At 65.6% G+C, this 21,512-nt stretch carries 21 protein-coding genes; 7 read left to right on the plus strand and 14 right to left on the minus strand.

All coding sequences use genetic code 11. The features are described from left to right. Positions 1–3: 3 nt before the first annotated feature. From BI327_RS19515 to BI327_RS19530, 4 genes are all read right to left on the minus strand, one after another. Positions 4–732 carry an ABC transporter ATP-binding protein gene (locus BI327_RS19515; RefSeq protein WP_057015754.1) on the minus strand — a complete coding sequence of 243 codons (729 nt, stop codon included), beginning with the start codon at positions 730–732 and terminating at the stop codon, positions 4–6. Beyond that, positions 732–2,504: a branched-chain amino acid ABC transporter ATP-binding protein/permease gene (locus BI327_RS19520; RefSeq protein WP_076862429.1), complete on the minus strand. Its 1,773-nt coding sequence runs from the start codon at positions 2,502–2,504 to the stop codon at positions 732–734. Before BI327_RS19520 ends, BI327_RS19515 begins: the two co-directional genes overlap by 1 nt. Further along, positions 2,501–3,376, minus strand: coding sequence for a branched-chain amino acid ABC transporter permease (locus BI327_RS19525; RefSeq protein ID WP_029082157.1), 876 nt, complete (start codon positions 3,374–3,376; stop codon positions 2,501–2,503). Before BI327_RS19525 ends, BI327_RS19520 begins: the two co-directional genes overlap by 4 nt. 218 nt (positions 3,377–3,594) lie before the next feature. Continuing rightward, entirely contained in the window at positions 3,595–4,740 is a 1,146-nt protein-coding gene (locus BI327_RS19530; RefSeq protein WP_028331737.1) for an ABC transporter substrate-binding protein, read from the minus strand. A 288-nt stretch (positions 4,741–5,028) separates the two neighbouring features. On the opposite strand from BI327_RS19530, the gene BI327_RS19535 reads away from it, so the two are divergent. Then, positions 5,029–6,024 (plus strand): GntR family transcriptional regulator, encoded by a 996-nt coding sequence (locus BI327_RS19535; RefSeq protein ID WP_076862430.1) that lies wholly within the window; start codon positions 5,029–5,031, stop codon positions 6,022–6,024. Between the two features lie 2 nt (positions 6,025–6,026). Here BI327_RS19535 and hpaR read toward each other — a convergent pair whose 3' ends face one another. Next, entirely contained in the window at positions 6,027–6,557 is a 531-nt protein-coding gene (hpaR, locus tag BI327_RS19540) for a homoprotocatechuate degradation operon regulator HpaR (protein WP_076862431.1), read from the minus strand. A 110-nt stretch (positions 6,558–6,667) separates the two neighbouring features. Between hpaR and hpaH the strand changes: the two genes are divergently transcribed. The 6 genes from hpaH to BI327_RS19570 all read left to right on the plus strand — a co-directional run bounded on the left by hpaH (position 6,668) and on the right by BI327_RS19570 (position 13,177). After that, positions 6,668–7,474: a 2-oxo-hept-4-ene-1,7-dioate hydratase gene (hpaH, locus tag BI327_RS19545; RefSeq protein WP_076862432.1), complete on the plus strand. Its 807-nt coding sequence runs from the start codon at positions 6,668–6,670 to the stop codon at positions 7,472–7,474. Positions 7,475–7,495: 21 nt separating this feature from the next. Then, a complete protein-coding gene (locus BI327_RS19550) occupies positions 7,496–7,894 on the plus strand; it encodes a 5-carboxymethyl-2-hydroxymuconate Delta-isomerase (RefSeq protein ID WP_076862433.1) in 399 nt (132 codons plus the stop codon). Then, positions 7,887–9,428, plus strand: coding sequence for a 5-carboxymethyl-2-hydroxymuconate semialdehyde dehydrogenase (gene hpaE, locus BI327_RS19555; RefSeq protein ID WP_076862434.1), 1,542 nt, complete (start codon positions 7,887–7,889; stop codon positions 9,426–9,428). Before BI327_RS19550 ends, hpaE begins: the two co-directional genes overlap by 8 nt. A gap of 73 nt (positions 9,429–9,501) precedes the next feature. Then, positions 9,502–10,485 (plus strand): 3,4-dihydroxyphenylacetate 2,3-dioxygenase, encoded by a 984-nt coding sequence (hpaD, locus tag BI327_RS19560; RefSeq protein WP_076862435.1) that lies wholly within the window; start codon positions 9,502–9,504, stop codon positions 10,483–10,485. 166 nt (positions 10,486–10,651) lie between these two features. After that, the gene (locus tag BI327_RS19565; RefSeq protein ID WP_076862436.1) at positions 10,652–11,524 is read left to right on the plus strand and encodes a fumarylacetoacetate hydrolase family protein; all 873 of its coding nucleotides are present in this window, start codon (positions 10,652–10,654) and stop codon (positions 11,522–11,524) included. A 24-nt stretch (positions 11,525–11,548) separates the two neighbouring features. Beyond that, positions 11,549–13,177 carry a thiamine pyrophosphate-dependent enzyme gene (locus BI327_RS19570; RefSeq protein WP_076862437.1) on the plus strand — a complete coding sequence of 543 codons (1,629 nt, stop codon included), beginning with the start codon at positions 11,549–11,551 and terminating at the stop codon, positions 13,175–13,177. Here BI327_RS19570 and BI327_RS19575 read toward each other — a convergent pair. The 9 genes from BI327_RS19575 to BI327_RS19615 all read right to left on the minus strand — a co-directional run bounded on the left by BI327_RS19575 (position 13,174) and on the right by BI327_RS19615 (position 21,467). After that, on the minus strand, positions 13,174–14,388 hold the full coding sequence (locus tag BI327_RS19575) for an MFS transporter (protein ID WP_076862438.1): 1,215 nt from the start codon (positions 14,386–14,388) through the stop codon (positions 13,174–13,176). The two genes, BI327_RS19570 and BI327_RS19575, sit on opposite strands and share 4 nt — an antisense overlap. A 26-nt stretch (positions 14,389–14,414) precedes the next feature. After that, entirely contained in the window at positions 14,415–15,068 is a 654-nt protein-coding gene (alkB, locus tag BI327_RS19580; protein ID WP_076862439.1) for a DNA oxidative demethylase AlkB, read from the minus strand. A 13-nt stretch (positions 15,069–15,081) separates the two neighbouring features. After that, the gene (locus BI327_RS19585; RefSeq protein WP_076862440.1) at positions 15,082–15,825 is read right to left on the minus strand and encodes a 2OG-Fe(II) oxygenase; all 744 of its coding nucleotides are present in this window, start codon (positions 15,823–15,825) and stop codon (positions 15,082–15,084) included. A gap of 252 nt (positions 15,826–16,077) precedes the next feature. Beyond that, the gene (locus BI327_RS19590) at positions 16,078–16,764 is read right to left on the minus strand and encodes a DUF2848 domain-containing protein (protein WP_076862441.1); all 687 of its coding nucleotides are present in this window, start codon (positions 16,762–16,764) and stop codon (positions 16,078–16,080) included. Next, entirely contained in the window at positions 16,757–18,106 is a 1,350-nt protein-coding gene (locus tag BI327_RS19595; RefSeq protein WP_076862442.1) for an amidase, read from the minus strand. The genes BI327_RS19590 and BI327_RS19595 overlap by 8 nt, the downstream gene beginning before the upstream one ends. 97 nt (positions 18,107–18,203) lie before the next feature. Then, positions 18,204–18,923 carry an ABC transporter ATP-binding protein gene (locus tag BI327_RS19600; RefSeq protein WP_076862443.1) on the minus strand — a complete coding sequence of 240 codons (720 nt, stop codon included), beginning with the start codon at positions 18,921–18,923 and terminating at the stop codon, positions 18,204–18,206. Next, positions 18,913–19,641 (minus strand): ABC transporter ATP-binding protein, encoded by a 729-nt coding sequence (locus tag BI327_RS19605; protein WP_076862444.1) that lies wholly within the window; start codon positions 19,639–19,641, stop codon positions 18,913–18,915. The genes BI327_RS19600 and BI327_RS19605 overlap by 11 nt, the downstream gene beginning before the upstream one ends. Then, complete coding sequence (locus BI327_RS19610) at positions 19,631–20,551, minus strand: branched-chain amino acid ABC transporter permease (RefSeq protein WP_076862445.1); 921 nt, start codon at positions 20,549–20,551, stop codon at positions 19,631–19,633. Before BI327_RS19610 ends, BI327_RS19605 begins: the two co-directional genes overlap by 11 nt. Then, entirely contained in the window at positions 20,544–21,467 is a 924-nt protein-coding gene (locus BI327_RS19615; protein WP_076862446.1) for a branched-chain amino acid ABC transporter permease, read from the minus strand. Before BI327_RS19615 ends, BI327_RS19610 begins: the two co-directional genes overlap by 8 nt. Between the last annotated feature and the right edge of the window lie 45 nt (positions 21,468–21,512).

Consider the following 21,512-nt stretch of genomic DNA (forward strand, 5'->3'; position numbering starts at 1 on the left):
CGATTAGGCGTGGGTTTTGGCGTGGCCGCCGAGATAAGCCGCGGCAATGGCTTCATTGCCCCACAATTCGTCGGGCTTGCCTCCGAGCACGATCCGCCCGGTTTCGAGAACAAAACCGTGATCAGCGACCGAGAGTCCCATGCGCGCATTTTGCTCGACGAGCAAGACCGTGGTGTCCTTCCTGATCTGCGAAATAATGCGAAACACCGCCTGCACGATCACAGGTGCGAGGCCGAGCGACGGCTCGTCGAGCAGCAAGAGCCGCGGCTTGGCCATCAGGCCGCGCGCGACTGCGACCATCTGCAACTGGCCGCCGGACAGCGTCCAGCCCAACGCGTTGGAGAATGCGCGAATATCCGGAAACAAATCGAACATCGCATCGGCCTCGCGCGAGATCTGCGACGCCGGCACCTTCCGGTTCGACGCGCCGAGCATGATGTTCTCTTTCACGGTGAGGCCCGGAAACACGCGGCGGCCCTCCGGCACATGCGAGATGCCGAGCCGGACGATCGCTTCCGGCCCGAGGCCGGCGATCGAGTGACCATCGAACATGATGTCGCCCGAAGCGGGCTTGGCGAGGCCCGAGATCGCCCGCAGCGTGGTCGACTTGCCGGCGCCGTTGGCGCCGAGCAGCGTGACCACCTGCCCCTGCTCCACGGCGATGGTGACGCCACGCAGCGCTTCGATCTCGCCGTAGCGGACCACGAGATTGCGGATTTCGAGCAGCGGCATCATTCGCTCCCGAGATAGGCGGAGACGACGTCGGGATGGCGCAGCACCGCCATCGACTCGCCGTCCGCGATGCGGCGTCCGAAGTTCAGCACGGTGATGTGCTGGGCGGCTTCCGAGACCAGCGTCATGTCGTGATCGATGATCAGGATGGTGAGGCCTTGCGCTGCGATGCGCTTGAGCAGCTCATGCAGCTCGAGTTTTTCGGTCGAGTTGAGGCCGGCGGCCGGCTCGTCGAGCAGCAGCAGCGTCGGGTTCGAGGCCAGCGCCCGCGCGATCTCGATCAGGCGCTGATGGCCGTAGGAAAAGCTCGAGATCAGTTCGTTGGCGCGGTTGCCGAGGCCGACGAAGGTCAGTGCCTCCATCGCCCGCTCGGTCAGCGCGTCGTCGCCCTTGCCGATCATGGTGTTGCCGGGGCGCTCTGCGCCGATTTCGACGTTCTCCAGCGCCGTCATCGAGCGGAACAGGCGGATGTTCTGGAAGGTGCGCCCAAGTCCGGCGGCGGTGCGCTGATGCGGTGCCATGTTGGTGATGTCGGTGCCGTCGAGCACGATCCTGCCCGCGGTCGCCTTGTAGAGGCCGGACAGCACGTTCAAGGTCGTGGTCTTGCCGGAGCCGTTGGGGCCAATCAACGCATGGACGCTGCCGCGCTTCACCGCGATGTCGACGCCGTCGACCGCCTTGAGGCCGCCGAAATGCTTCGAGAGCCCGGTGACCTCGAGCACGATATCGCCACCTGATGTCGCGGGCTTGAGCTGGAGCGCTCCGGCAACAGGCGGCGCCCTGGTGTGCGCACGCCAGCGCGTGAACGCGTCGGACACGAAGCCCCAGATGCCGTCAGGCATGAAGCGGATGATCAGGATCACCGACAGGCCGTAGATCGCAAGATAGAGACCCGGCACACTCTTGAGGAAGCGCAGCCATTCCGGGATCAGGATCAGCAGGCCGGTGCCGATCACCGAGCCGACCGGCGAGGCCACGCCGCCGAGCAGCGACATGGTCAGGAACTGGATCGATTCCGCAAACGAGAACTGGTCCGGGCTGACATAGGCGAAGCCGCCGGCGAACAGGCCGCCCGCGAGACCGCCGAGCACCGCGCACACTGCAAAGGCGGAGACCTTGGTGCGGAACACGTCGATGCCGTTGACACCCGCCGCGAGCTCATTGTCGCGCACCGCGCGCATGGCGCGGCCAAGCTTGGTGTCGGGCAGATGCCAGACCAGATAGCCGACGATGGCGAGCATCGCGACGCAGAAGGCGAGATAGCTCTGCGAGGACTGGAACAGCTCGGGCCGGCGAATGTTGGCGACGCCGTCGGGCCCGTGGGTCACCCCGATGGCATTGATCATCACCAGCGTCACGATCTGCTGGAATGAGATCGTCACCATGGCGAGGTAATGCCCGCCGAGCCGCAATGTCGACATGCCGAGGAACGCGCCAGCGACCAGCGTGATCGCGCAGCCGCCAACCAGGCAGAGCCAGAAGTTCAGATGCAGGTCGGCGGTGCCGAGGCCGACGGCATAGGCGCCGAAGCCGAAGAACGCGGCCTGCGCCAGGTTGATCTGGCCGCACAGGCCAAGCACGACCGACAGCCCGAACACCGCGATCGAGAACGTCGTGGCCTGCAGCAGGATGTTGAGGATGTAACCGTCGAACCGCATGCCGGCGGCGAGCGCCACCAGCACCGCGGCACCGATGAAATACGGCAGATGCCGGATGATCAGCGGCTTCGAGCGCACGGCCGGCGCCGGAATCATGTTGTCGCTGGCGCTCATGCTTTCTCCGCGACGCGTTCGCCGAAGATGCCCTGCGGCCGGAACACCAGGAAGGCGATCAGCACCAGGAAGGCAAAGCCGTCCTTGTACGGAACCGAGATATAGGCGGCGCCGAAGGTTTCGATGACGCCGAGCGCGAGACCGCCGACGATGGCGCCGGCAACATCGCCGAAGCCGCCGATGATGGTCGCGGCAAACGCCTTCAGCGCAATGGTCGAGCCCATCTGGATCGAGACGAACAGCACCGGCGCCACCAGGATCCCGGCGAGACCGCCGAGCACGGCTGAATAGATGAATGTGATCATGATCATGGTGGAGACGGAAATGCCGAGCAGCGAGGCCATCTCCTTGTCCTGCGAGGTCGCCTGCAGCTTCTTGCCGAGCAGCGTCTTCTCGAAGAACCAGAAATTGAACAGCACCAGGAGGATCGTGACGCCGATGATCAGGAGATACTGGCTGTCGAGATAGACCGGGCCGAGCTGGATGCCGGGCGTATCGAACCAGCCCTGCAGCACCTGCGGCTGCGGACCGTAGATCGCAAGCACCGAGTTCGACAGCAGGATCGAGGCGCCGATGGTGGCGATGATCACGGGCAGATAGGTGCGGTGGCGCAGCGGATAGTAGACGCCGAGATTGAAGATGACGCCGAACAGCGCCATGCCGGCGAGCGCGATCAGGAACGACAGCCAATAGGGCCAGCCGAGATCGACCGAGAACACCACCATCAGATAGGCGGCGACCATCGAGAATTCGCCTTGCGCGAAGTTCACCACGTTGGTGGCGCGGAAGATCAGCACGAAACCGAGCGCGACCAGCGCGTAGACCGCGCCGATGCCGATTCCGGTGAACAGCAGTTGGAGAACCAGATCCATGACAGCGCTCGATTGAAAGGCGAAGCGAACATCCCGGCATCAGCCGGATCGGAGTGATTGCCGTTCGGGAGGTGGTAGGGCTCTCTCCCCCCTTGCGGGGGAGAGTTGGAGAGAGGGGTAAGCCACGAATTCCGCCCGAGCGGCTTACCTCTCTCCCTAACCCTCCCCCGCAAGGGGGGAGGGAACCCATCCATTCGGGCCTCCCTGACCCGCTCGGATCAGTCGTTGAAGTCGATGTGCTTGTCGTAGACGATCTTGCCCTTGTCGTTCTTCACGACATTGTAGCCGTGCAGGCCGTCGCCGTTCTTGTCGAAATTATACTCGCCCTCGGCGCCGGCGAATTTCTGCGTCGCTAGGATGGCGTCGCGGATCTTGTTCGGATCGGTCGAGCCGGCCTTGTTGATCGCAGCCGACAGGATGGTGATCGCGTCATACGGCCAGGCGCTCTGGTTGTCGGGTGCGGTCTTGTAGGCATCGCGATACGCCTTACCGAACGCCTTCGCGGCATCGCTGGAATCCTCGGCGAAGTCGGCGACACCGTAGGTGTTGAACAGCGCAGGACCCGCGAGCTTGGTCGAGGAGACCGCCACGACCGAGGGCGAACCGACCCACGGAATGTTGACGCCGAGCTGGCGCAGCTGCCGGGCAAAGATGCCGAGGTCGTTTTCGAAGGTGAAGTAGGTGCCGAGCACATCGGCGCCGGACTGCTTCACCGCCAGCACGACCGGGGTGAAGTCCTGGCTCTGGTTGGCGTAGCCCTGGTCAAGCACCGGCGGCGCGCCGAGCTTGGTCAGCGCTTCCGAGAGCGCCTTGCCGCCCGCGGTGCCGAAGGCGTCGGTGGAATGCACGATCGCCCATTTCTTCTTGCCGAGCGTGTTGACGCCGAAGTCGGCGATCACGCGGCCGGAATAATTGTCGTTGGGGCGGAAGCGGAACAGCCACGGATTGCCCGAATGGGTGAGATCGGGATTGGTGCCGCCGATCATCACGGGCTTGCCGACCTTGATCACGTCGGGCGCCATTGCCTGCACCTGGGTCGAACGGATCGAGCCGAGGAACGCAACGATGTCGGACTGCGCGGCGAGCTTGGAGAACGCGAGCACGATGCCCGGATTGGTCGTCTGGTCGTCCTCGATGACGAGCTCGACCTGCTTGCCGAGCACGCCGCCGGCCTTGTTGACCGCGGCCAGCGCCAGCTTGGCGCCGTTCTGGGCCCACAGCCCCTGCTCGGCTGCCGGTCCGGTCACCGGCACGCACATGCCGATCTTGATGGTCGCTCCTTGCGCCCAGGCGCTGCGCATCAGCGCGGGAGCAGCGAGACCTGCCGCCAAGCCGGCGGAAAATTCACGCCTCGTCAGTTTCATTCAATCCTCCCTTTCGTGCGCCGAGCTTGATGCCGGCTGCGTTGCGACGAGCTGACGCGTCGATCTGTTGTCCAATCCGCGGCCATCGATCGGCGCGACGAACAAACGTGAGCCCCGCTGCAGCGCTCCAGGCGCACAACGGCGGCCATCAATCTGGCGTTTGCCGTAGCTAAACATGATTGCACATTGCACGCAATAGCCAAAAGTTCGCTGGCAACGGTGCGTAGATGCCTGCTACCAGCGACCATGACGGGATCACGTGATAGTGTGACCGACGGGCAGCCATCGATGTCGATTCCAAGAGCGAAATCGCAGACCAGACGGAAACAGCCGGCCTACGCGCTGATCAAGAGCGCATTGGCAAAGCACATCCGGGCCGGCGACGTCCCCGCCGGCGCGGTGCTCTCCGAATCGGCGATCGCAACCTTGTTCGGCTCCAGCCGCTCTCCGGTGCGGCAGGCCTTCGAACAGCTCGAGCACATCGGCCTGGTGCGCAGGTTCGACGGCCGCGGCGTCATCGCAGGCAAGCGCAAGGCCGAACCGCGCCGCGTCCCGATCACACCGGAAATGTTTGGGCTGACCGACGGCCCCGTCGACGCCGTGCGCAGCGACGCCTGGGACGCGCTCTACTACAAGCTCGAACGCGAGATCATCTACCGGTCGCTGTTCGGACGCTTCCGCGTCAGCGAGCTTGCATTGGCGCGGCACTTCCGGGTCGGACGCACGGTTGCGCGCAATCTGCTGCTACGTGCGCAGGCGATCGGAATCCTGGAGAAAGGCGCCAAGGCGCATTGGTATGTGGTGCCGCTCGACGAGGATCGTCTCCGCGACATCTTCGAGGTGCGCGCAACGCTCGAACCGCTGCTGCTCAAATCGGCGACGGCGAAGATTCCCGCCGCGCTGCTTGACCGGATGGCGGAGCGGCTGCGTGAGGGGATTCAATACCGCGACCGCGTCGGCGTCGGCGAACTCGACGAGATCGAGGGCGACCTCCATATCCGCTGCCTGGGCTACGGCGCCAATCGCGAGATGGTCGAAGCGCTCAAGCGTACCCATTGCGCCTTCGTGATCGGCAAGCACATTCAGGTGGCGCTGACCGCGCCGCAGATCGATTCCTTCATGGACGAGCATCTCGTGATCATCGACGCCCTGCGCGCGCGCGACGGCGATGGGGCGGCCGAGATCCTGCGCCGCCATATTGAATGGTCCCATTCGAAGGTCGCGGGCTGGATTGCCGAATTCCGCGCCATCAACGTGATCTCGCGCGTGCCCTATATGGCCTGACGCTACTCGTCCGCTGCCACTTCGGCGTCCTCCGAGCCCATCCCGGCGAGGCTCGCCTCCAGCGCGCCCAGCATCTCCTGTAGCTCCGCAAGCTTGCGCGCGCCATAGCGCCTGGTGATCGCGGCATAGATCACCTCCGACGTCGGCGCCACCGCCTCGATCAGTTTCAATCCCTTGGCGGAGATCGAAACCACCGCACGCCGCGCGTCGTTCTCCGCGGCCTTGCGCTCGATCAACGCGCGCGCCTCGAGATCGCGCAGGATGCGCGACAGGCTCGGTCCGAGCAGAAACGCCACGCGGGCAAGCTCGGTGACCTCGATCTCATCAACCGCGGTGAGCGCACGCAGGATCCGCCACTGCTGCTCGGTCAGCCCGTGATTGCGCAGCGAGGGACGGAATTGCCGCATCACCGCTTCGCGCGCGCGGAGCAGCGACATCGGCAGCGAGCGCGAGAACTCGCGCATCGGGGCGCGGCGCGCCGACGCGTCGTCATCCTGCCCCGGCCGCACGTCGTTCGAATTCTTGCGTACCATCGCTCAATCCACCGCAACGATCTTTTGCGTTGCAGCATGCCCCGATTCAGTTTGCGGGAATTCATTTAACATGTTAATCATCTCCCGACATCCACTTTTGTGTAGCACGCATGGCCCTCTCCAAGGACGATATCCGCGCTGCCGCCGAGCGGCTCGACAGTGCGGAAAAGACCCGCAAGCAAATCCGCCAGCTCTCGCTGGAATATCCGCGCATCACCCTCGACGACGCCTACGCGATTCAGAAGGCCTGGGTCGAGATGAAGGTGGCGCAGGGCCGCGTCGTCAAGGGCCACAAGATCGGCCTGACCTCGAAGGCGATGCAGAGCGCGCTCAATATCGACGAGCCGGATTCCGGCGTCCTGCTCGACGACATGTTCTTTGCCGATGGCGGCCTGGTGCCGACCGATCGCTTCATCGCCACCCGCGTCGAGGCCGAACTCGCCTTCGTGATGAAGCATAGCCTGGCGGGGCCGAACTGCACGCTGTTCGACGTGCTCAACGCCACCGATTTCGTGGTGCCGGCGCTGGAGATCCTGGACACCAGGGTCGAGCGCGTCGACGCCGAAACCAAGGCGACGCGCAAGATCTTCGACACCATCGCCGACAACGCCGCCAATGCCGGCATCGTGCTCGGTGGCCGGCCGATCCGCCCGCTGGAGGCCGATCTGCGCTGGATCGGCGCGCTGTGCTTCCGCAACGGCCAGCTCGAGGAAACCGGGCTCGCCGCCGGCGTGTTGAATCATCCGGCGACCGCGGTGGCGTGGCTTGCCAACAAGATCGCGCCGAACGGTTTGGCGCTGGAGGCCGGACAGGTCGTGCTGGCTGGCTCCTTCATCCGTCCGATCGAGACCCGCAAGGGCGACACCATTCAGGCCGACTACGGACCGTACGGTTCCGTGAGCTGCTACTTCGCCTGACGCACTCAGCAGGAGACCTGCATGCCGCATTTTACGCTTGAATATTCCGCCAATCTCGACGGCCTCGTCGACATGGGCGCGACCGTCGAAGTGGTCCGCAAGGCCGCGGTCGAGACCGGCATCTTCCCGCTCGGCGGCATCCGTGTTCGCGCCGTCAGGTGTGAACACTACGCGATCGCCGACGGCCGCAAGAACTACGGTTTCCTCGACATGGTGCTGCGGCTCGGCGAGGGCCGCGACCTCGCCGCCCGCAAGAAGGCCGGCGAGCATATCTTCAAGGCGCTGTCGGCGCATCTCGATCCGGTATTCGCCAACAGCAAGTTCGCTCTGTCGTTCGACATGCAGATCAACGACAAGGAAACCAGCTGGAAACGCAACAACATCCACGACGCACTGAAGGTGGAGACGGTCAATGGATAAAGCCCCGAAATCATCCGCCGACGTATTCCAGGCCAACCGCGATCGCGCCGGCCCCCTGCTCGCCAAGTTGAAGGCCGACGGCATCGGCAATGTGATCGACGGCAAGGTCGTGCCGGCGGCCTCCGGCCAGACCTTCGAGACGAAGTCCCCTGTTGACGGCGCGGTGCTGGCGACGGTCGCCCGCGGCGATGCAGAGGATATCGACCGCGCCGCAACCGCCGCGGCCAAGGCGTTCAAGGCCTGGCGCGACATGCCCGCCGCACAGCGCCGCAAGTTGCTGCATCGCGTGGCCGATGCGATCGAGGAGCGCGCCGACGACATCGCCGTGCTCGAATGCATCGACACCGGCCAGGCGCACCGCTTCATGGCCAAGGCCGCGATCCGCGCCGCGGAGAATTTCCGCTTCTTCGCCGACAAATGCGGCGAAGCGCGCGATGGTCTCAACACGCCCTCGGACGAGCACTGGAACATCTCGACCCGCGTGCCGATCGGCCCGGTCGGCGTGATCACGCCGTGGAACACGCCGTTCATGCTCTCGACCTGGAAGATCGCGCCCGCGCTCGCAGCCGGCTGCACGGTGGTGCACAAGCCCGCCGAATGGTCGCCGGTGACGGCCGATATGCTGGTCAAGCTCGCGAAGCAGGCCGGGCTTCCCGACGGCGTGTTGAACACCGTGCATGGTTTCGGCGAAGAGGCCGGCAAGGCGCTGACCGAGCACCCCGCGATCAAGGCGATCGGCTTCGTCGGCGAGAGTTCGACCGGCTCGGCGATCATGGCGCAGGGCGCGCCGACCCTGAAGCGCGTGCATTTCGAGCTCGGCGGCAAGAACCCGGTGATCGTGTTCGACGACGCCGATCTCGACCGCGCGCTCGATGCCGTCGTGTTCATGATCTACTCGCTCAATGGCGAGCGCTGCACCTCGTCGAGCCGGCTGCTCGTTCAGGAGAGCATCGCCGGCAAGTTCGTCGAGAAGCTGACTGCGCGCGTCAAGGCGCTCAGGGTCGGTCACCCCCTCGATCCCACAACCGAGATCGGGCCGCTGATCCATGAGCGGCATCTCGCCAAGGTGTGCAGCTATTTCGACGTCGCCAAAAAGGACGGCGCCACGATCGCGGTCGGCGGCAAGCCGCATGACGGGCCCGGTGGCGGACATTATGTGCAGCCGACGCTGGTCACCGGCGCGAGCGCCAAAATGCGCGTCGCGCAGGAAGAGGTGTTCGGTCCGTTCCTGACCGTGATCCCGTTCAAGGACGAGCAAGAGGCGATCGAGATCGCCAATGGCGTCCAGTACGGCCTGACCGGCTATGTCTGGACCGGCGAGATGGGCCGCGCGCTGCGCGTTGCCGATGCGCTGGAAGCCGGCATGATCTGGCTCAACTCGGAAAACGTCCGCCATCTGCCGACCCCGTTCGGCGGCATGAAATCGTCGGGCATCGGCCGCGACGGTGGCGACTACTCGTTCGACTTCTACATGGAAACCAAGCACGTCTCGCTCGCGCGCGGGACGCACAAGATCCAGAAACTGGGAATTTAAACCAGCACTGTCATTGCGGGGCGACGCTTAGCGGCGAGCCCGAAATGACGGACCACAAATTGAGGAAACACCAATGCCCGTTCCGACACACGTCTTCGACCCGCCGTTCAACATCATCCGCTGCAGCCACGCCGTGCTCGACGTCACGGACCTGGAGAAGAGCGCCGCCTTCTACGAGAAGACTGTCGGCCTCCATGTCGAGGACCGCGACGACAAGTCGTTGTATCTTCGCGCCAGCGAGGAGCACCAGCACCACTCGGTGGTGCTGCGCAAGGCGACGAAGGCGGCCTGCAACCGGCTCGGCTTCAAAGTCGGCAATGACGGCGACCTCGACAAGGCGGCCGCCTTCTGCTCCGAGAACGGCATCAGCTACGCCTTCGTCGACCAGCCGTTCCAGGGCCGTACGCTGCAATTCACCGATCCGTTCGGCTTCCAGATCGAGCTCTACGCCACGATGGAGAAGCGCCCGCATCTCTTGCGGCGCTACGATCTCTACAAGGGCTGCCATCCGCAGCGGCTCGACCATTTCAACGTGTTTGCGGCCGAGGTGCAGGACACCGTCGATTTCTACGCCCGGCTTGGCTTCCGCCTCACCGAATATGCCGAGGAGGACGGCGACAACGGCCGGATCGCCGCCGCCTGGATGCACCGCAAGGGCAACGTGCACGACTTCGCCATCACCAATGGCAAGGGTCCCCGCCTGCACCACATCGCCTATTGGGTGCCGACCGCGATGAACATCGTGCATCTCTGCGACGTGATGGCCTCCTCCGGCTTCCTCAAGAACATCGAGCGCGGCCCGGGCCGGCACGGCATCTCCAATGCCTTCTTCCTCTACATCCGCGATCCCGACGGCCATCGCATCGAGCTCTACACCAGTGACTATTTCACCGGCGATCACGACCACGAGCCGCTGCGCTGGTCGCTGCGCGATCCACGCCGTCAGACGCTATGGGGCGCCCCGGCGCCGCGCTCCTGGTTCGAGGAAGGCTCGACCTTCGCAGGCCAAGCGGTGCGCGAGCCGCGCTTCGTCGCCGACGTGCTGGTTGCGGACTGATACACGCCTCTCTCCACACGTCGTCCCGGCGAAGGCCGGGACCCATAACCACAGGACCTCGTTGCTACCGAGATTGTCGCCCCGCATGCCATAATGTGAGGCCTGTGGTTATGGGTCCCGGCTCGCGCTTCGCTTGGCCGGGACGACACCAATGATTGGATTACCGATGTCTGCCCCTCGCCTCGCCACCTATTCCGTCAACGGCGCCACCAGCTACGGCGCCGTCACCGACACCGGCATCGTCGACCTCTCGCCGCGCTTCGCCAAGGACTACCCGACCCTGCGCGAGGCGATCGCCGCCGGTGCGCTGACCAAGCTGGTCGAGGACGCTGCCAAGCGCCCCCCCGATCATGCGCTCGACGCGGTCGCCTGGCAGCCGCCGATCCCGGCGCCGGACAAGATCATCTGCATCGGCGTCAACTATCCGGACCGGAATGCCGAGTACAAGGACGGTTCGGATGCGCCGAAGTACCCGAGCATGTTCCTGCGGGTGCCGCGTTCCTTCGTCGGCCACAACACCCCGGTGGTGCGGCCACGCATCTCGCCGCAGCTGGACTATGAGGGCGAGCTGGTGCTGGTGATCGGCAAGGCCGGCCGGCACATTCCGGAAAGCAGCGCGCTCGATCACATCGCCGCGATCACGCTCTGCAATGAAGGCACCATCCGCGACTGGGTACGCCACGCCAAGTTCAACGTCACCCAGGGCAAGAACTTCGATTCCACCGGCAGTCTCGGCCCGTGGATCGTGCCCTACACCAGCGAAGCGCAGATCGCTGATATCCGTCTGACCACGCGGGTCAACGGCGAAGTGAGGCAGGACGACCGCACCTCGCGCTTGATCTTCGGCTTCCGCTACCTCATCAACTACATCTCGACCTTCACGACACTGGTTCCCGGCGACATCATCGTCACGGGGACGCCAACCGGCGCCGGCGCGCGGTTCGATCCGCCGCGCTATCTGAAGCCCGGCGATGTCGTCGAGGTCGAAGCCGAAGGCGTCGGCATCCTGCGCAACGGCGTCGTCGACGAAGCCAACTAACCCCGCAAGCGAGTGGACAGTGCCATGACCTCAACATCCGGCGGCGAAGCAATCGTCAACGGCCTCGTCGCCCACGGCGTCGACACCGTGTTCGGCCTGCCCGGCGCGCAGATCTACGGCCTGTTCGATGCGTTCCACCAGGCGCAGCTCAAGGTGATCGGCGCGCGGCACGAGCAGGCCTGCGGCTACATGGCGTTCGGCTACGCCCGCTCCTCTGGCAGGCCCGGCGTATTCAGCGTGGTGCCCGGCCCCGGCGTGCTCAACGCCTCGGCAGCGCTATTGACCGCGTTCGGCTGCAACGAGCCGGTGCTGTGCCTGACCGGCCAGGTGCCGACGCAGTTTCTGGGCAAGGGCCGCGGCCATCTGCACGAGATGCCGGACCAGCTCGCGACGCTGCGCACCTTCGTGAAATGGGCGGAGCGGATCGAATATCCCGACAACGCGCCCGCAATGGTGTCGCGTGCGTTCCAGGAGATGATGTCGGGCCGGCGCGGCCCGGCCTCGCTGGAAATGCCGTGGGACGTGTTCACCCAGCGCACCCAGGTCGGAGCCGTCAAGCCGTTCGCTCCGCTGCCGGCACCGCAGCCGGATCCTGATCGCATCAAGGCAGCTGCCGATCTGATCGCCGGCAGCAAGGCGCCGATGATCTTCGTCGGCAGCGGCGCCATCGAGGCGCGCGAGGAGATCCTCGAGCTAGCCGAGATGATCGACGCGCCTGTCGTCGCATTCCGCAGCGGCCGCGGCATCGTCTCCAACGCGAATGAGCTCGGCCTCACCATGGCCGCAGCCTACAAGCTCTGGCCGAAGACCGACCTGATGATCGGCATCGGCACGCGCATGGAGCTGCCGACGATGTCGCGCTGGCCCTATCAGCCGGCCGGGCTGAAATGCGTGCGGATCGATATCGATCCCGTCGAGCTGCGGCGCTGGCCGGCCGATGCCGGCGTGATCGCCGACGCCAAGGCCGGCACCGCCGATCTCGTCGCGGCCGTGCGCAAGGCGGGCTACAGCAAAACATCCGGCCGGCGCGCCGCGATCCGTGAGGCGACCGCGGCCACCGAGCAGGAGATCCAGCGTATCCAGCCGCAGATGGCCTATTTGAAGATCCTGCGCGAGGTGCTGCCGGCGAATGCCATCGTCACCGACGAGCTGTCGCAGGTCGGCTTCGCCTCCTGGTACGGCTTTCCGATCTATGAGCCGCGCACCTTCGTCACCTCAGGCTATCAGGGCACGCTCGGCTCGGGCTTCCCGACCGCGCTCGGCGCCAAGGTCGCCAACCCGAACAAGCCGGTGGTCGCGATCACCGGCGACGGCGGCTTCATGTTCGGCGTGCAGGAGCTCGCCACCGCTGTGCAGTTCAAGATCGGCGTGGTGACGCTGGTGTTCAACAACAACGCCTATGGCAATGTCCGCCGCGACCAGCGCGAGCGCTTCGACGGCCGCGTCGTCGCCTCGGACCTCGTCAATCCCGACTTCGTCAAGCTCGCGGAATCCTTCGGCGCCGGCGCCGCGCGCGTCACCTCGCCCGATCACTTCCGCCCCGTGCTGGAGAAGGCGCTGGCCGATGGCGGTCCCTACGTGATCTCGGTGGAAGTGCCGACGGATTCGGAAGTCAGCCCCTGGGCGTTCATTCATCCGGCGAGAAACAACTAAACGGTCCTCACGCCGCGGTGCAGCCGCGACGCGGCGATCACGAGCAGGCCGGCGCCGGCGACCGACCAGCAGGCGACCGGCGCCCAATGCACCAGCGGCGCATAGTCCGGCAGCTTCTGCAAGCCGCCGGCGACCGCCGCCATCCGCGCAAAGGTCGCAAGTGCCAGCGCCGAGAACACCAGCCCAGTGACCTTGCCTTCGGCGCCGGTCTCCCCGATCGCAAGCGCGGCCGACACCGCGCTCATCAGCATGCAGCCCCAGGCCGCGCCCGCCATGAACTGCGCCACGATCAAAACATTGAGGCTGCCGGCGATCTCGGCGGCGATGATGGCGAATGCACCGAGCAGTCCTGCGGCGCCCATCACGATCAGCCCGCCGCGATGCTTGACGACGATGCTCGCCGGAAACATCGCGATGTTGAAGCCGATCCAGAACACCGGCATCAGCCATTGCAGTTCGTTCGCCTTGGCAAAGCGCAGGTAGAACGGCGCGCTGTTGATGTTGAAGTGCAGTTGATAGCCGAGCGAGAGCAGTACCATCGATCCGATCAGGAACATCGGCACCGCGCCGAGTCGCTTTGCCGGCGGCGCAAGCCGCTCGGGCTGCACTTCCTCGGCGATGCGGCGCTCGATCCCTGAAAACGCCAGCGCGGTCAGCAGCAGCACGGCACCTGATAGCACGAACGGCAGCCGCGCATCATGGTCGCGCAGCACGACGCCGAGATAGGGCGAGACCGCGCCCGCGATGCCGTAACCCAGCATCGCCAGCGCGGCGAGGAACGGGACCGACGGTTGCGCGCGATATCTGCCTAGCAGCGTCAATGGCGGCGCGCGCAAGGCCGACGATGTGACCGCCCAGACCACGATCAGCACGATCAGCCAAACCCTTGCGCCCGGCCCGGTGCCGGCCACATAGGGCAGCGCGACAAAGGCAGCGCAGGAGATCGCCGCGAGAACGCCGACGAACAGGCCGAGGCGACCGACCAGTATCGAGATCCTGTCGGCGGCCATGCCCATCGCGGTGTCGGTCATGGTGAAGATGGCCTGATCCATCATCAGGATCAGGATGACGGTAGACGGCGCGATTCCGACATCGGCGCACAGCTTCGGCAGATAGATCAGGTAGGTGGTCCAGCCCAGCGTGAACACGAGCTGCAGCGCGGCGAGATAGACGCCGGTGCGATTGACGGCGCGGTCGGCCTTGGTGGTCATCCGCCAAGTCTAGACCACCAGGCGCCTCAGCGCACCTTGCGAAAGGTCAAATTGATGCGCTGGCGGCCGAGCACGCTGTGCTCGCCGTCGGCGAGCGGCGCCACGCCGTGATAAAATAACCGTGACGGCCCGCCCCACACCGCAACATCGCCATGTTCTAATCGATAGCGACGGGGCGTGTCGCTGCGCTTGAGGCCGCCGAACAGGAAGATCGCCGGCAGCCCGAGCGAGATCGAGACGATCGGCGCACCGTAGTCGAGCTCGTCCTTGTCCTGATGCAGCGACAGTTTTGCACCGGGCACATAGCGATTGATCAGGCAGGCTTCGGGCGCGAAGCCGTTGAAGCCGGCCGCGGCCGCAGCATCGGCCGCGAGCCTTCGCAACACCTCCGGCATCGCCGGCCAGTTCTGTCCCGTATCAGGATCGATCGGATCATAGCGATAGCCATTGGGATCGGAGACCCAGCCGAGGCTGCCGCAATTGGTCATGGCGACCGACATGCGGTGGCCGCCTGGCGTGATCAGATGCCGGAACGGTGACTGCTTGACGATCACGCGCAAGGCCGGGATTAGCTCGGCCTCGAACGGCCGGACGAAGCCGCGCAACAGCACGGCGCCATCAGCGATCGTCTCGCGCGGCGGCCGTGCATCGCCTATTGTCTCGAACAGATCAGCGGCCACGCCTCTCTCTCATTCACTTTGCGTCGTGGAAGATCACACCAATGGTGTGGCGATGGCCGGAACGAATCCGGCTGACGCCGTGGCGGAGATTGACACGATACGGCCCGCGCGTCCCCTGCACCGGCCGATGGTGCACGGCAAAGGCCACCGCGTCACCCTTCGTCAGCGGCACCACCTCGGGCCGCGACTGCATCCGCGGCCGCTGCTCGGTCAGCACGAATTCGCCGCCGCTGAAGTCGCGCCCCGGCTGCGACAGCAGGATCGCGACCTGGATCGGGAACACGTGCTCGCCGTAGAGATCCTGGTGCAGGCAATTGTAATCGCCCTCGCCATATTGCAGCAGCAGCGGCGTCGGCCGCGTCTGCCCGGCATCATGGCAGCGCTTCAGAAATGCCGCGTGCGACGAGGGATAGCTGATCTCGATCCCCATCGTCTGGTTCCAGCGATTGGCGGTGGCGGTCAGCCGCGCATACAGCACAGGCCGCAGCTCCGCGATCAGATCCGGCAGCGGATAGGAGAAGTATTTGTACTCGCCGCGGCCAAAGCCGTGGCGGCCCATCACGATCCGGCTGCGGAACCGGCGGTCATCGGGATACAGCGCGGCGATGGCATCGCACTCTTCAGGCGTCAGCAAGCCGTTGAGGACCGCGCAGCCCTGCCCGTCGAGGTCGGCCGTGATCTGGTCCCAAGCGAGCCCGTCGACGCGGGCCGGGATGCCGGAGGTGGGGCGGGTGATGGTCTTGGCTGTTGCTGTCATGGGACGGAATCTGGCCCATGATGGCCGACAGCGCCACCCGATTTCCGATCCGAATAGGCCGGGAACGCCGCCAAAATCACGCTGTCGTCCCTGCGAAAGCAGGGACCCATAATCACAGGTGCTGGTTGTTAGAAAGCCGTCTGGCCGCCCGCCCCTTTCGGAAGCCGCGGCGTATGGGTCCCTGCTTTCGCAGGGACGACCCGTGGTGAGAGTGTCGGTCGCCCGTCAAGCGAAACGGCGCGCGGAAAGAATCTAGCCCCGCACCGGCAGCGTGATCACATCATAGCCGTGGCTGATCTTGCGCTTCAGCACCGGGTCTTCCAGCTCGAACTCGAAGCGGCTGGCCGGGCGGATGCCGCCCTTGGCCGCGAAGGTGCCGCCGAACATGGCGCAGCCGTCGGGCAGTTTGCCGCCATCGAATCCGCGCGCGATCAGGTCCTGCACCGGCAGCATATGATCGAGCGTCCCTTCCTGGTAGAGCACGCGCTCGCCGCCGATTGTGGCCCAGGAGCGCAGGATCAGCTGGTCCCAGTGACCGATGACATCCTCGAGCTCCCAGAGCTCGGAGGCGACAGGCTTGTCGCACATCTGCTTCGACACGGTGACGCTGTAGCTCTCGACCTTGCGGTCGGTGTGGTCGGAGCCGCAGCCGACGAAGGTGCGGCCCTGCCAGCCGATCAGCACGAATTCGACCTCGCCGCTCGACTCCTCGCCGCAGACCTCGATGGCATCGGCGAAAGTCAGTCGGCGCGCCGAGCAGCGGTAGTAGATCGGCGTGGTCGCGGGGCGCGCGATGCCGAGCGCTTCGAGCTCGGCGATGTGCTTGTCGCGCGCCACCGGATCGCGGCCGGTCCAGCCGGCGATCACGGCTTGCTTGATTTCAAGCGTGAGCGGCGTCGCGGCGCCCTTGTCGTCGACGTTGAAGGTGAGATCAAACACGGATGACGGTCTCCATTCCGGCCGCAAGCTCGAAGATGCGACGATCCGAACCGCCGGCGGCCGCGAGCATCAGCCCGACCGGCGCCTCGCCCTCGCGATGCGCGGGCAGCGAGATGGCGCAGCCGTCGAGCACATTGATCAGCGAGGGATTACGCAGCGCACGCAGATTCTCGGTCGCGAACGCCTTGTCGTCGGCGAGGCTGGCGATGCTCGGCGGCAGGTTCGCGGTGGTCGGCAGCACCAGCGCGTCGTAGGGCGCGATCCGCGCCTCGGTGCGGGCGATGAACGACCGCCGCGCGTTGATAAGGTCGATATAGTCGGCCGCCAGAAAACCCTCGCCGCGCTGGATCCGCACGGCGACGCGAGGATCGTAGATGTCGCCCTTGCTCGCGAGCAGGAAGCGGTGCCAGGCATAGCTTTCGGCCGCGGAGAACCCGCCCTTGGTGTTCATCACGCCGACATCGAGCAGCTCGGGCAGCTCGACGTGCTCGACCAGCGCGCCGGCCCGCGACAGCGCCGCCAGCGCACGCTCGAAGGTTTTTGCGACGGCATCATCGAGATCGTCGAGCGCGACCGTGGTCGGCACCGCGAGCCGCATGCCCTTGATCGGGCGCGGGACGACGGGCGTCACCGGCTCGTCGGCCAGCACCGCATCGAGCGCGGCGCAGCAGGCCACCGAATTGGCCAGCGGGCCGTAGCTGTCGAGCGTGAACGACAGCGGCACGCCGCCATCGAGCGGAATCCGGCGCTGCGTCGGCTTGTAGCCGACGATGCCGTTGAAGGCGGCCGGAATCCGGCAGGAGCCGCCGGTATCGGTGCCGAGCGCGCCGAACGCCATGCCGTCGGCGATCGAGACTGCGGCGCCCGAGGACGAGCCGCCGGGCACGTGGCCGGCGCTCCGGTTCCAGGCGCTCTTCGGGGTGCCGTAATGCGGATTGATGCCGATGCCCGAATAGGCGAACTCGGTCATGTTGGTGCGGCCGATCACGACGAAGCCGGCGCGCTTGAGCCGCGCCACCACAGGCGCGTCGGCATCCGCCGGCGCGGAATCGTCCAGCGCCCGCGAGCCCGCCCGCGTCACCTGGCCCTTGATGTCGAACAGGTCCTTGATCGAGACCGGAATGCCGGCAAAGGGCGACGGCGCGGCGTTGGCCTTGCGCAGCCGGTCCATCGCGTCGGCGGCGTCCAGCGCCGCATCGCGGTCGACATGGATGAAGGTGCGCTGGCCCTCGCCTGCTGGATCGGCGATCCTGGCGATACATTGCTCGACGAGCTTGCGGGCAGAGGTAGCGCCGCTGGCGAGATCGGCGGCAAGGGAGGCGAGCGTCGGATTTTTCGGCATGGCTTTCACTTCACGGCTTGCACTTGATGGCTTCAGCCGATTGTCGCGCGAACCGGGGCCGATTTCCAGTGCGCCGGCCCCAAGTCTCGCATCACTATCACTTCAGCCCGAAATAGGCGCGGTGCAGCTCTTCATTGCCGCTCATCTCGGCAACCGTGCCGGAGAAGCGGATGCGCCCGCCTTCCAGCACGAACACGCGGGTCGCAATCTCGAGGAAACCGATATTCTGTTCGGCGATCAGGAGCGCCAGTCCGCGGCCCTGCAGGCTCGACAGGGCGCGCAGCACCTCCTTGACGAACAGCGGCGACAGCCCGGCCGAGGGCTCGTCCATCACGAGTAGTTTCGGCTCGGCCGACAGTGCCTTGGCGATGCCGAGCATCTTGCGCTGGCCGCCGGACAGGCTGGAGGCCGGATCGCGGCGCTTGTCGCGCAGCACCGGGAACAGGCCGTAGAGCTCGTCGACCCGCGCGCCCGGATCCGCATGGCCAAGCGCCTGCGCGCCGACGCGGATGTTCTCCTCGATCGACAGATCGGGAAACACCGCGAGCTCCGACATGTAGGTCATGCCGCGCTTCATGCGATCCGAGGAGCGCATTTTAGTGATGTCCTCGCCGCCGAGCTTGATGTGGCCGCTGCGGGCCTCGATCAGGCCGACCAGCGATTTCAAGAAGGTGGTCTTGCCCGCGCCATTGGCGCCGAGCAGCAGCACGGTTTCGCCGGGGCGGACGTCGAGATCGACGCCCCACAGGACCTGCATGGTGCCGTAGCCGGCGTCGACGCCGGTGGCGTCCAGAAGCGGCGCTGCGTCAGTGGGCATGCTCGCCTCCCAAAAACACTTCGATCACCTGCGGCTCGCGTACTGCGGTCGCAAGTGTGCCTTCAAAGATCTCCTTGCCCGCATTGAGCACGATGACGCGGTCGGTGATCTGTTCGATGAAGCCCATCAGGTGCTCGACCACGATGATCGCCATGCCGGTGGCCGCGAGCGCCTTGATGCGGCCGGCGATCCAGTCGAGCTCGGCCGGGTTGAGGCCGGCCGCGAGCTCGTCGAGCAGCAACAGCCGCGGCCGGGTAGCGAGCGCGCGGGTCAGATCGAGCATCTTCTGCTGCGCACTGTTGAGGTCGGCAGCGGGACGGTCGGCGACCTCCTTCAACCGGTACTCTTCAAGCAGTTCGGCAATCGACGGCGCGCCGGTCGCGCCGCCATAGGCCAGCGCCACCTGGATGTTCTCGCGCACCGTCAGCGACAGGAACGGCTTCGGCACCTGGAAAGTGCGGTTGATGCCGCGGTGAACGAGCTTGTGCGAGGCGACACCGCCGGCGGACGCGCCGTCGAACACGACCTCGCCCCCGTCAGGCGCATAGAGGCCGGAGATCACGTTGATCGCCGTGGTCTTGCCGGAGCCGTTCGGACCGACGAGCCCGAGGATCTCGCCGGGCACGACGTGGAAGCTCAAGCCATCGAGCGCGTGGAAGCCGCCGAAGCGTTTGACCAGCTTCGAGACGTCAAGGATGGACGTTTTCTCAGGGGACATGCCACCCCCTGCGGGTCGCCAGCGACACCAGCCCTGCGGGCAGGAACAGCACCAGGCCCATGATCAGGAGACCATAGATCAGCTGGAAATACTGCGGCGTGGTGAAGCCGATCAGATTGTAGATGCCGTAGAGGATCAGCACGCCGACGATCGGTCCGGTGATGGTGGCGACCCCGCCAAACAGCGCGAACACGATTGCGAAGATCGAGAACTCGCCGGAGAACACATTGTCGGGATAGAACACCGAGACGTACCAGGCGTAGATGCCGCCGGCGAGGCCTGCGACCAAAGCCGAGGCAAGCCAGGCGATCACCCGCATCTTGATGATGTTGACGCCGGCCATCGAGGCCGACACCGCATCCTCGCGCACGGCCTGCAGCGCAAGGCCGAACGGCGAGTTCTTCAGATACACCACCGCACCGACGGTCAGCGCCATCACCACCACGGCGGCGTAATACGCATGGGTCGGGTTGAACGTGCCGGTGAGCGACACGCCGTAGGGGCCCTTGGTGATCCCCTCCAGCGCCGGGTTGGCGACGAAGTGCAGCACCGCGAGCGAAGCCGCGAGATTGGCGATCGCGAAATAGGCGCCCGACAGCCGCAGCAGCGGCGTCAGCAGCAGGCCGAGCAAAATCGCGACGCCACCGCCGACCAGCACGGCGAACGGTGCCGGCGTGTGCAGATGCATCACCATGATGGCGAAGCCATAGGCGCCCGCGCCGAAGAAGCCGACATAGCCGAACGGCAGATAGCCGGTGAACCCATAGATGATGTTCACGCCTTGCGCGAGGATCAGGAAGATCACGAAGTTGAACAGCAGCAGATGGTTTTGATAGACGCCGGGCAGCAGTGCGAACACCACCACCAGCGGCGCCAGGATGAACAGCAGGTGTTTCGAGGCGTTATGCAACGCGCACCCGCCTTCCGAGCAGACCGCTCGGGCGCAACAACAGGATCACGATCAGCAACACATAGGGCAGCAGGTCGGCCCAGGAACTGAGATAGGTCTGCACCAGCATGTAGCAGAGACCATAGACGACACCGCCGAGCGCGGTGCCAAGCGGATTGCCGAGCGAGCCGAGCACGACGATCGCAAACGACGTCACGGTCGCATCGGCGCCGAACGCCGGCGTCACCGAGCCGAACATGAAGGGCGCGAACACGCCGGCGACCGCCGCGATGCCGAGCCCGATCCCGAACGCCGCCGCCGAGACGCGATCGACATCGATGCCGGTCGCCAGCGCCTCGTCGCGACGCGACATCACCGCTCGGGTCAGGGTGCCGAGCCGCGTGTGATAGAGATAGAGGTAGACGAGCGCGATCGCGATCAGGCTGGTGATGGCCGCGATCACCCAGGGCGCCGGAAAGCCCTGGCCGAAGATCTGGATCGGCCCCGCCCCGCCGGCCTTGCCACCGAACCATTTGACCTTGATGGTCGTGAACACGGTGCCGAGCAGCCGGCTCTGGATCGAGCGCTCGCTGGTGCCGGCGAAGATCGTGGTGACGGCTTCGATCACCTGCGACAGGCCGAAGAACAGGATGATCGACAGCATTTCCGGATTGGCCGAGCCCTGCAACCGCGGCACCAGCACCCAGTACAGCAGCACGCCCGCCAGCACGAACACCACGAAGGCCAGCGGCACCGCGAACAGCGGGTCGATGCCGGCGATGCCGACCACGCCGAGCGCGATGAAGGCGCCGAGCATCAGGATGTCGCCATGCGCAAGATTGACGATGCGCATGACGCCGAACACGAGATTGAGACCGATGCCGACCAGGCTGAAATACAGCCCGAACAGCACGCCGGCAACGAGCGCATAGGTCATGCTACCGCTCGCCGCCGAAGGTTACGCCTGCCGCCCTTAACCTGC

Origin of the sequence: Bradyrhizobium mercantei (genome assembly GCF_001982635.1) — a bacterium.
GTDB lineage: Bacteria > Pseudomonadota > Alphaproteobacteria > Rhizobiales > Xanthobacteraceae > Bradyrhizobium > Bradyrhizobium mercantei.

What these genes read in the sequence shown, in the direction of transcription:
- BI327_RS19515 (WP_057015754.1), bottom strand. Translation starts at nt 732, where the DNA reads ATGCCGCTGCTCGAAATCCGCAATCTCGTGGTCCGCTACGGCGAGATC.
- BI327_RS19520 (WP_076862429.1), bottom strand. Translation starts at nt 2,504, where the DNA reads ATGAGCGCCAGCGACAACATGATTCCGGCGCCGGCCGTGCGCTCGAAG.
- BI327_RS19525 (WP_029082157.1), bottom strand. Translation starts at nt 3,376, where the DNA reads ATGGATCTGGTTCTCCAACTGCTGTTCACCGGAATCGGCATCGGCGCG.
- BI327_RS19530 (WP_028331737.1), bottom strand. Translation starts at nt 4,740, where the DNA reads ATGAAACTGACGAGGCGTGAATTTTCCGCCGGCTTGGCGGCAGGTCTC.
- BI327_RS19535 (WP_076862430.1), top strand. Translation starts at nt 5,029, where the DNA reads ATGTCGATTCCAAGAGCGAAATCGCAGACCAGACGGAAACAGCCGGCC.
- hpaR (WP_076862431.1), bottom strand. Translation starts at nt 6,557, where the DNA reads ATGGTACGCAAGAATTCGAACGACGTGCGGCCGGGGCAGGATGACGAC.
- hpaH (WP_076862432.1), top strand. Translation starts at nt 6,668, where the DNA reads ATGGCCCTCTCCAAGGACGATATCCGCGCTGCCGCCGAGCGGCTCGAC.
- BI327_RS19550 (WP_076862433.1), top strand. Translation starts at nt 7,496, where the DNA reads ATGCCGCATTTTACGCTTGAATATTCCGCCAATCTCGACGGCCTCGTC.
- hpaE (WP_076862434.1), top strand. Translation starts at nt 7,887, where the DNA reads ATGGATAAAGCCCCGAAATCATCCGCCGACGTATTCCAGGCCAACCGC.
- hpaD (WP_076862435.1), top strand. Translation starts at nt 9,502, where the DNA reads ATGCCCGTTCCGACACACGTCTTCGACCCGCCGTTCAACATCATCCGC.
- BI327_RS19565 (WP_076862436.1), top strand. Translation starts at nt 10,652, where the DNA reads ATGTCTGCCCCTCGCCTCGCCACCTATTCCGTCAACGGCGCCACCAGC.
- BI327_RS19570 (WP_076862437.1), top strand. Translation starts at nt 11,549, where the DNA reads ATGACCTCAACATCCGGCGGCGAAGCAATCGTCAACGGCCTCGTCGCC.
- BI327_RS19575 (WP_076862438.1), bottom strand. Translation starts at nt 14,388, where the DNA reads ATGACCACCAAGGCCGACCGCGCCGTCAATCGCACCGGCGTCTATCTC.
- BI327_RS19585 (WP_076862440.1), bottom strand. Translation starts at nt 15,825, where the DNA reads ATGACAGCAACAGCCAAGACCATCACCCGCCCCACCTCCGGCATCCCG.
- BI327_RS19595 (WP_076862442.1), bottom strand. Translation starts at nt 18,106, where the DNA reads ATGCCGAAAAATCCGACGCTCGCCTCCCTTGCCGCCGATCTCGCCAGC.
- BI327_RS19600 (WP_076862443.1), bottom strand. Translation starts at nt 18,923, where the DNA reads ATGCCCACTGACGCAGCGCCGCTTCTGGACGCCACCGGCGTCGACGCC.
- BI327_RS19605 (WP_076862444.1), bottom strand. Translation starts at nt 19,641, where the DNA reads ATGTCCCCTGAGAAAACGTCCATCCTTGACGTCTCGAAGCTGGTCAAA.
- BI327_RS19615 (WP_076862446.1), bottom strand. Translation starts at nt 21,467, where the DNA reads ATGACCTATGCGCTCGTTGCCGGCGTGCTGTTCGGGCTGTATTTCAGC.